Here is a 9,764-nt window from a genome sequence, read left to right on the forward strand (position 1 = left end):
GTCACACTCTTATATGTTGTTAAAAGGTAAAATTAACCATCTTGACTTGGTGATTGCATATCATCGTTTTCTTGGAAAGAAACAATGTCACATGATGATTGCATGTTGTTAGTGTAATCAAACTTTATCAGTATTGGCTGATCTTTCAGGCGTTTAACATGCATAAAATCACATCTTATTTAATGTTAGATGAACAGGCTAAGGAATTAGTCGATCATGTGAATGGGACAACCATCAGCCTGACTTTTTCCGAAACGGCCTTATTAGTGCTGCTGTTATCATCCACGAATGCCATTTTTACTAAGGAAGAATTGCTGCAGGTCGGCTGGCCTGAAAGGGTGGTTGCTCCTACCTCTTTAACGCAATGCATCAGTACCTTACGTAAAAAGCTTGAACCCTATACCGAAGTGCAGCTTAAAACCGTGGCACGCCGCGGTTATCAATTGCATATCTCTGAACAATCCCATGTAAAGATGCTGGCGATCAATGATGCGAATGCAATTCGTGATGCCTTAGTGGGGGTGTCGGTTTGGACTAAAGTTGCTGGTATTGCCCTCTTGTGCGCTATCTTGGCAATCGTTTGGTATGTGAGCGACCACCATGCGGTGGTTAAACAGGTGGCTAAATGGCATGCCGATAAATATATCAGCCTCAATATTGGTGGCACGCTGGGGACGGCGCGAACCTTCTATATTGGTGATGAGGATCGTTTACATCCTTCATGGTGGCAAAAACATTTAGCGCCAGAGGGAAATCACATCAATAACCTTAATTACTTCAGTGCATTTACCTCAACAGATGGCAAAAATTATTCGATGGCGATTTGCCCTGAGCTGGACGCCGATGCCTGCAGTGGTCACGGCATCATCAATATCACGGCGATAGATGCAAAACCCGCAGGATTAAATATGGCGGAGTTTATTCCGCTGAGCCAAATAATGGAGCAGCGCATTCGCTATAACCGTATTGTCCTCCCTGCGGATGATAAAGGAATGGGTGAGTTACTTGAGCATAATTACCATGCGGATATTTATTTTCCCGTCGCGGGCGAACTCTTAGTTCGTAACGATCTCAGTATGTCTCTGGTCTATGAAGGGCAAAATAAGGGTAAGTTTTATTCGACCTCCTGTATTACAGATCAAGATTGTTTAACGACGCCGATTAAATACACTATTCGCGGTGAGTTTGAGCAGTACCAGACCACGATTGATGACCTTAAAGTTGATGTCTTTCACGTTAAAGTGTTACAAAAAGAACTGACAAAACCGGATGAAGTCAGCCATTCTGCTATGCAGTTCTACCGTGAAATTCGTAAGCATGATATCCGTGATGAAGATTTATTTTATTATCGTGTTTATCAAAATGAGCACACGGCAGTATGGATCATTCCTCAGATGGGACAAGTACTTGCGTGGACTCAGTACACTCAGATCAAATTATAAAGTAGTCGTTAGCCAAACTTGATTAAGCCGACATAGCGTCGGCTTTTTTGTGCCTGCAGTTGAGCGCGGTCGTGATGATGCTAAGCTGCGTGTTTAAGCGTCTGGCTCAAATTGTTTGCATTAACTTTCTATCATAAAAATTGGCTTTGTTTTACTTCTTCATTCAGTGCCAGTTACACTGCCAAACTTAGCAATCACACTATAAATACAATAATAAAAAAGAGAGGAGTCATTCATGTCGGACCGTCTTATTCCCGTGCTGTTACTGTCAACTTCAGTACTGGCTGGGCTCACTGCTTGCAGTGATAACACCACAGAAAACACCGTAAAAACCAGCGAAAACGCACCAAAAAGTCAAGACATTGCGGCTCAAATGCCGATTGGCATTAATGTCGCGGCTATGACGCCAACGGTAAAACCAGGGGATGATTTTTATACCTACGCCAATGGCGAATGGATGAAAACGACGATGATCCCCGCCGATCGCTCCAGCACTGGCGCTTTCCTCGTTGCCTTTGAAGCAACCGAAAAGCATAAAACCAGTTTGATTGCCGATCTGGTGAAAGCGCAGCATGCGGCGGGAAGCGACGAAGCGCGTATCGCCGATTTCTACAAGGCTTACACAGATACCGCTGCTATTGATGCCGCAGGAATGAAGCCTGCCGAGGCGGATATTGCCCGTTATGAGGCCATTGCGAGCAAGCAGGATTTATCTGCGGCGTTAGGCGGAAATCTGCGCGCCGATGTCGACCCTCTCAACGCGACTGACTTTTATACCGAAAACCTATTTGGGATCTTCGTCACCCAAGGTTTAGCCACGCCGGGCGAAGTCTTACCTTACTTTTTACAGGGCGGTTTAGGCTTACCTGAGCGCGAATATTACCTGTCTGCCGATCCTAAAATGGTCGACATTCGCACCGCTTACCGCGCTTACATTGAAACTTTGCTCAAAGATGCGGGTGTGAGCGATGCCGCTGTCCGTGCCGATCGTATTTTTGCCCTTGAAAACAAGATTGCCGTAGCCCACGCCAGCCGTGAAGCAAGCGAAGATTTTACTCAGTCTTCGGGTGTATGGAGCCGTGCTGACTTTGATGCCAAAGCTCCGGGCATCGATTGGACTGCCTTTCTAGCGGCGGCGCAACTGGGCAATCAGCCTAAATTTGCGGCCTACCATGCAACGGCGATTACGGGACTTTCTGCGCTTGTGGCCTCTGAGCCTTTAGAAGCATGGAAAGATTGGCTCGTGTTCCACCATATCAACAGCCATGCTGATGTGTTGCCATCGGCTATCGACAACGCTTCGTTTGCCTTTAATGGCACTAAGCTTTCTGGCACGCCAGAGCAGCGCAGCCGCGATAAACGTGCCTTAGCAGCACTCGACCAATATTTAGGTGATGCCGTAGGCCATGCCTATGCCGAGCAATATTTCCCCGCTTCGGCCAAAGCAGAAGTCAGCACTATGGTGGATAACATAGTGGCCGCCTTCGGTCAGCGAGTGGAAAAACTCGATTGGATGGACCCTTCAACCAAGAAAGAAGCCCTAGCAAAAGTGGCCACTATGGCAGTGGGCGTGGGTTATCCCGACAAATGGCGCAATTACGACAGCTATGCAGTGACTGCGACCAATGCCTACGCCAATGCCATCAATGGCGAAAAAGTGGAGTACAGCCACCAGTTAGCCAAGATTGGCAAACCAATGGATAAAGGCGAGTGGTGGATGACGCCGCAAGTGGTGAATGCGGTGAATTTGCCCGTGCAGAATGCGCTTAACTTCCCTGCGGGTATTTTGCAACCGCCATTCTTCGATGCTAAGGCCGATGCCGCTTACAACTATGGCGCTATTGGCGCTGTGATTGGCCATGAAATCAGCCATAGTTTTGATAACAATGGCGCGGCTTTTGACTCGACTGGCGCTATGCGTAACTGGTGGACGCCCGCTGACTTTGCTCAATTTGATAAGCAAGGCGATGCGTTAGCGCAGCAGTTTGATGCCTATGCGCCTTTCCCTGATTTACACGTCAATGGCAAGTTGACCTTAGGTGAAAACATTGCCGACGTAGCAGGTTTAGCCGCCGCTTATGATGCTTACCATGCCTCGCTTAAAGACAAAGATGCCCCAGTGATTGGAGGCTTTACGGGTGATCAACGCTTCTTTATCGGCTTTGCGCAAACCTGGGCCACTAAGATGCGTGACGAAGCCCTGCGTGCTCGGGTGGCAACCGATGGACATGCCCCCGGCATGTACCGCGCGCTGACCGTGCGTAACTTAGATGCTTGGTATACTGCATTCGATGTTAAGCCTGGCGATAAGCTGTATTTGGCTCCAGAAGATCGCGTTAAGATCTGGTAAGTTTACTGGGTTGATTTGAAAGGAAGGGGAACACTAGCGTTCCCTTTTTTTATTAACGATTTTGCAGTCGGTTGTAATCCAGCCACCCACTTTCTATCGGGTGATTGTCGAAAAAGATCTGATTGAGTTCGTCACTAAAGGCCCAAAACTTCGGATCAGCACGGCGTACACCCACCATATCTAACAGTGCCTCATAGTCTTTTTCAGTTTGCATTTTCTCTACTGTCGCCACGACGTTAGGCAAGTCTTGTTCTTTCACTCGCCAAAATGCCTCGGGATAACTACCCAATAAGCCATGCACTAAAGTGACGTCATCTTTAGCGGGTTCGCGGTTACTCGCCTCATTAAATAGACTCGAAATATTCCGATGGGCGCTATTGCGAACTAAGGTAAATATCTCTGCTTTACCCGCTTTTTCAGGTTCGACCATGATCATAGTTAGTTCAGGTAACAGGGTCGCTTGTGTGCCTTTTAATCGATCTAATGTGTGTAAAAGTGCTTTGCTATGTATTTGCAAGCTACTGTTTTCTATGTGATATCGATTGGGTTGAACTTTAGCAACCTTCTGTCCGAGTTTTTGATACAGTTCGCCCTTTAGATCGTCACTAAAGTAGAGTACGCCCGTAGGCTGATGAAAGGTGTTGATATCCCCTGCGATAAAGGCCGTGAGTTGAGTTCCAGCCCCTTGATACCAATCACTCAACTGCTTGCGCCTTTCCTCCTGTGGCAACAGGGTCAGGAAATTCGATTCCCCCTCCATACGTAAAAAATCCATGTATAAGCGAGTTAATAGCTGGTGGCCGTAGTTACCATAAACATCGAAACCCGCCACCAATAAATAGTGGATACGCTCCAGCAAGGCATAATCGATAATCCAAGCCGTTTTGGGTGGTTCGCCGACTAAGCCTTTGACCACTGTGGCATTGTCGAAGTGGCGAAATACTGTCAGGCTGGCATTATCATTGGTGTCGTCGCCATCCCAGAGTCCGTCTATGGTAAGGTGCTGGCCGTTTTTGAATTTCTCGTTCAAGAACTGATTACGCGCCCGCATATATTTGCCTTGCTTGGCGGCATATTTTACCCAAGTTACTGCTAATGCAGTGCTTTCTTCCTCTGCAGGCATACGTAGGTTTTCAAGTTGGGAATGGTAAAAAGCGCTAAAGTCAGTGTCGTCCATATAATCAGGAGTCACAAAGTACACCCAGAATCTATCGTTAATGACATTGAGCGCCACCTGACCACGGCACACTGGACCTTTGATAAAGCCCATAATGGTATCTTGGGCGCGGGTCAGCATAAATCGATAGCGCGCACTGGCAGGAATTTGAATAAAGGCTTCAAAGGGATTGGCCGCAACGCTCGGCTTGTAGCTCGGCAGTTGAGTGACTGAGTAATCCGCATCGATAAACCATTGTTGCCAGTTATTGAGCAAGCCGGTATTCAAAGCGTAGGGGATGTGGGTTTTATCGACTATGGTTGCCCGATAAGGCCGAAAGCGGTAATAGACTCGCTCCACCTTAGGATCGTCGAAGGGACGACGGGAGGCGATAATATCCAGCGCTTGCCCCGGCGGCGTCCGAGAACGCACTAACTCGAAGAATAAAGGCTGGGAGTTCGGTTGATTTAAAGACTCAAAATATAAGTGGAAGGCAAACAAATGCTCATAAATGTAACGTGCACTTAATTGGCTTTTTAAACTGTCGCCGTTTAAAAACTCCTCCCAGTGGGTTATTTCTGCAATAAATTCAGGTGTTAGCGCCTGTGCAAATGGCAGTGGTGCACCTTGCTCAAGCCAGTGCATCAACACTTGATGCTCATTCGCATTCAGTGCTGGCAAGCCATAAGGCATACCTGCAAGGGGCTGGCTTTGCTCGTATTTGTCCATTTCCTCTAGGCTGGCGCATTGCTGAACTCTGTCTAGGCTGAAATCAAAACGCTTATCTAAAATCTTGTCTTCGGGCAGAGGATGCATTTGCTTAAGCGTGAGCATTCTGGCTAATACCGAGGCTTGGGTATTAGCTTCTGGGGTTTGATCGCGCTCGTTTAGCATGGGGTAAAACCCGCGTTGACGCCAAGCTTCAGGGGTAAAGGCATCGACAAGTAAGCGATTAGGTGTGGCAGCGACTAAGCGTGTGCCTTGGTAAACCTTTTCCTTACTCGCCCCACGCTCTATACCTTCGCTCGAGGTCATTTTTAACTGGCAGGGGGCATCGTAACAGGCATGACATACCACGCAGCGGCTATTGAGAATAGGCTCAACTTGTGTGTGCACAAACTCGGCCTGTTGAATAAATTGGTCGTTCAGCTGTGCATTTTCGACGCGTTTTTGTGGTGAGCTAGTGCCAAACAGGCTATTGAAATCGATTTGCGCTACGCTGGCACAACCTGTCGCTAACAGCACTGCGACCAACAACAACCTCTTCCATCCCCCTTTTATCGCGTCCATTCACCGCTCCTTCATTTGTCACATGCTATTTAGCAGAGTTAGGCTTTTTAGCCCACTGATAAGTATCACTTTAGCAGAAGAGTGTGTTGGATTTGAAATTTGCAGCCAGATGTTGTTCAAGGAGTTTACTTAAGTTGCCCTACAGACTTTTGGTCGCTGCTCGAAACTTGGGTAAGATAGCGGCTATGAAAGCGTACCTGTGATGGCTGTATTAATTGCTCCAGTATTGTTGTGGCAATAACAAAAGGATGAAGTATGACTGCTGATAACCGCTATTTTTACGAACCGAGCAAAGGCCATGGCCTTGCACACGATCCTTTAAATGCGATTGTGGGGCCTCGACCGATCGGCTGGATTTCATCACGGAATGTCGAGGGGCAGCGCAATCTCGCCCCTTACAGCTTTTTCAATTGTTTCAACTACAAACCGCCCATCATCGGCTTTGCCAGCACAGGTTGGAAAGACAGTGTCGCCAATATTGTCGAAACAGGCGAATTTGTGTGGAACCTCACCACGCGCGGCTTAGCCGAGCAGATGAATCAAACCTCCGCCATGCTGCCACGCGGTCAAGATGAGTTTAGCTTTGCCGGACTCACGGCTAAAGCTGGCACCATTGTTAAGGCAGACTTAGTGGCTGAAAGCCCTGTGAATTTTGAATGTAAGTTGTCCCAATGTATCCAGTTAACCGCCGCCAATGGCGACAAGATCGATACTTGGTTGGTGTTAGGTGAAGTGGTGGCCGTGCATATTGCTAAGCATTTACTCAATGCCGAGGGGATTTATCAAACTGCCCTTGCCGAGCCCGTATTACGTGCCGGCGGCCCATCGGCTTATTATGGGATCTCAGAAGATCTGCGTTTCGATCTACATAGACCACAAGTGTAGGGGGCTGCTCATTCGCCGCAGGGCTGTGGGTTTTTAAACTTCGTTTAAGATTGACTCATGAGGTTAACTTTTAACTTTTTAAATCAAAATCTAAGCCTAAGCCTAAGTCAAAGTCGTGGGGTTTCACCCCACACCCGACCAAGGAGGACTGCTCGTCCTATCCTCCTTGGATGCTCCATGACGCCCCTAACGGAGTTGAAAGCCCCTTGTGCTCATTGACAAATTTGCTATCGCTTCCGAAGGATGCATCCCTGCACCTGCGAAAGCTAGCTCGCCATCCATGGCGAGACTCACGCAATTTGTCTATTCGCCCTGCGGCAACTCCGAGGGGATGGTGTATCCCTTAAGTTTTAATGTTGTTAGTTAGCCCTGAAAAGCCAAATAATTGTGAGTGTCTTAATTCTCAGCAGGGCTGAGACGCCGGATATATGTTGCAAGACCACCAACCATTAATAACCGATACTCTGCTGTAAAAGGTGATATATCAATTTAGCGTTAATGTAGTTTGAAAATGAAAGTACATTGGCCTTCTAAACCCGAAGTAACTATATATCTCCTCATTTTTTATTAATTTTCATGACTTTTTATTTTTGTGATCAAAGTTTTATTATTCATTACAGTCTTAAGGTTTTCGACCCACGTTTTTGTATAAAGATAATGATCAAAACCTTCTACGTAGCCGGCATATTCACCTTTAAAAGAGACCTCAATGCTCTGCGGTCTAGCCGTGAAGTATTTCCAACACTTTGTGTGCATTGCCATATTGAACTCAGGGAAATGGTCATGTAAAAGAGCGACAACCTTGCCTGGTTTTAACTTATATGGAGACTCAACTCCCTTAATAAAAGCTATACCACGTTCATAATTCGTGAGTTGCTCAGCACTCAGTTTTTCTACATTAACAAATTCAATAGTCAAATCAGAGCTTTTTGCATGATTGCCTACTTTTGGGACCAAAAATGCTCTTAATCGGAAGTGTTGACTTTGAAATACCTCTTCATCGAGGTCTTTTCTAAAAGTTTCCATATATTCCCGAACAACACGGTAGTTCTCTCTTTGCAGCTGCTTCATTGCATCAATTTGAGCCTGCTCAGAAATTCTGGTTAACTGCATTGCAATGGCGAGATTTACGCATAGGGTGTGTGTGTCTCCAAATTCCTTAATCAGAAGGTTCTCAAAATTGGAAAGAGCTGATTGGCATTCACCCGCAACTGCAAGGTCCAAAGCAGGAAGACTTCGGTGTTCTATTCTGTTTCTTAGCCCAACCAAAAATTCAATATTAGCTACCTCAGCCGCTCCAGTATTTTGCCAGTAATACCGACAACATTTTGATAATTCCCAAGCTTTCGTATCCCCATCAATCATGACTGGATTACCAGAGCCATCCAGGTACCTATAATCCACCCCTTTTTTCTCGAAAATTGCGTGAAACAAGGAAGTGTAAGCAATCACAATATTCACTATAAACCCATAGGTTTTATAGTGAGTAAAAGGATTGTTATAGGTTGATACTGCTAGCAAGGCAAATTCCTTTGCTTTCTCAAGCAAAATACCTCGTGAAGAGAGATCTGTCGTTTGTTGCAGTTTTTGGCTGTGAACGGTCCTGAACTCTTCCAAACTCATGTAGGCAAAGCCCGAGCTGGAATAATCCATACCAATCTTCTCCACATACTGATGCCAACGCTTTGTTGGGTATGTTTTGCATGTCTCAACTGTCCAGTCTGTAGCTTCAGCAAGCTCTTTTATCGTGAAAGTTTCACCTGATCGCTCCTTACTAACAAGAAAGCTGAAAGCTCGGTCTACTTTTTGATATTTACTGGCATGTGCTTTTTGCTGTACAAGTTGTTGCTCAGGCAGGTTAGAGATAAGCTCCAGAATTCCTTCCAACGTAGCACTCGCCATTTGGTATTTTTGATAAAACGCTTTCTTAGTTCCGCACTCATCCAAAGCCGCTTGAAGTGCAATTTTGGCTTTATTTTTACCTGCTAATTGCACCCAGTGTTCGATAGCGACATTTCTAGCCTTTCCAGAAAACTGACCTCCAGGCTTATAGCTACTGTTAATTTTTGAAATAGCTTCGGAGAATGACCAATCCTTATTTATTTGCATTATCTGATTCCTTTCTTAGTAGCTAGAGATCATTAACTAATCTGAACTTATGGCCCTCCTCGTGATCGGATTTTTTGACCACGAGAGCCCCATTACACCGGAGATCCTATGCATAAGTTAGTGTAAGCATTTTTCGATGTCGATGATTTTTTGCTGTTTTCCTCCTGCATTTATAGAGACACCCATTGTTGAATTTTGCAATGCTGATGGCTATTGGTATTAACAGCCAAAGCCGAAGTGACAGAATACACCTCCCCTCGGAGTTGCCGCAGGGCGAATAGACAAATTGCGTGAGTCTCGGCATGGATAATGGAATGGACCCATCCACTTTTAATCGGCCTCACAATGGGCCACGATGTAGTCGCTAAAACTCATCAGAAAGAGGACGGGTCCACTTATGAAGATTACTACAATTGGTTTAGATATCGCAAAGTCTGTTTTTCATGCTGTTGGTGTCGATAAAGCAGGCAAGTTAATCAAAAAGAAAATGCTTAGACGCAAGGACTTACTTCCCTTTCTTGCTCAAATTGAG

General features: G+C 46.0%; 5 protein-coding genes and 1 pseudogene. 4 read left to right on the forward strand and 2 right to left on the reverse strand.

The window, feature by feature from the left end; genetic code table 11:
- Positions 1-158: 158 nt before the first annotated feature.
- Together L5M38_RS20050 and L5M38_RS20055 are read left to right on the forward strand one after the other, a co-directional pair.
- A complete protein-coding gene (locus L5M38_RS20050) occupies positions 159-1,442 on the forward strand; it encodes a transcriptional regulator (protein ID WP_173496241.1) in 1,284 nt (427 codons plus the stop codon).
- Positions 1,443-1,677: 235 nt separating this feature from the next.
- Positions 1,678-3,792 (forward strand): M13 family metallopeptidase, encoded by a 2,115-nt coding sequence (locus tag L5M38_RS20055; protein WP_263180128.1) that lies wholly within the window; start codon positions 1,678-1,680, stop codon positions 3,790-3,792.
- A 52-nt stretch (positions 3,793-3,844) separates the two neighbouring features.
- Here L5M38_RS20055 and L5M38_RS20060 read toward each other — a convergent pair whose 3' ends face one another.
- Positions 3,845-6,238 carry a fatty acid cis/trans isomerase gene (locus L5M38_RS20060; protein WP_263180130.1) on the reverse strand — a complete coding sequence of 798 codons (2,394 nt, stop codon included), beginning with the start codon at positions 6,236-6,238 and terminating at the stop codon, positions 3,845-3,847.
- 255 nt (positions 6,239-6,493) lie between these two features.
- Here L5M38_RS20060 and L5M38_RS20065 point away from each other — a divergent pair, with 255 nt between their 5' ends.
- The gene (locus L5M38_RS20065; protein WP_263180132.1) at positions 6,494-7,123 is read left to right on the forward strand and encodes a flavin reductase family protein; all 630 of its coding nucleotides are present in this window, start codon (positions 6,494-6,496) and stop codon (positions 7,121-7,123) included.
- A 567-nt stretch (positions 7,124-7,690) separates the two neighbouring features.
- Here the strand turns inward: L5M38_RS20065 and L5M38_RS20070 are convergent.
- Positions 7,691-9,232 carry a DUF3644 domain-containing protein gene (locus L5M38_RS20070; RefSeq protein WP_263171847.1) on the reverse strand — a complete coding sequence of 514 codons (1,542 nt, stop codon included), beginning with the start codon at positions 9,230-9,232 and terminating at the stop codon, positions 7,691-7,693.
- A 397-nt stretch (positions 9,233-9,629) separates the two neighbouring features.
- On the opposite strand from L5M38_RS20070, the pseudogene L5M38_RS20075 reads away from it, so the two are divergent.
- Positions 9,630-9,764: pseudogene (locus L5M38_RS20075) on the forward strand (IS110 family transposase); the annotation flags it as partial.

This window comes from Shewanella sp. SM101 (genome assembly GCF_025654465.1).
Classification (GTDB): Bacteria; Pseudomonadota; Gammaproteobacteria; order Enterobacterales; family Shewanellaceae; genus Shewanella; species Shewanella oncorhynchi.

What these genes read in the sequence shown, in the direction of transcription:
- L5M38_RS20050 (WP_173496241.1), top strand. Translation starts at nt 159, where the DNA reads ATGCATAAAATCACATCTTATTTAATGTTAGATGAACAGGCTAAGGAA.
- L5M38_RS20055 (WP_263180128.1), top strand. Translation starts at nt 1,678, where the DNA reads ATGTCGGACCGTCTTATTCCCGTGCTGTTACTGTCAACTTCAGTACTG.
- L5M38_RS20060 (WP_263180130.1), bottom strand. Translation starts at nt 6,238, where the DNA reads ATGGACGCGATAAAAGGGGGATGGAAGAGGTTGTTGTTGGTCGCAGTG.
- L5M38_RS20065 (WP_263180132.1), top strand. Translation starts at nt 6,494, where the DNA reads ATGACTGCTGATAACCGCTATTTTTACGAACCGAGCAAAGGCCATGGC.
- L5M38_RS20070 (WP_263171847.1), bottom strand. Translation starts at nt 9,232, where the DNA reads ATGCAAATAAATAAGGATTGGTCATTCTCCGAAGCTATTTCAAAAATT.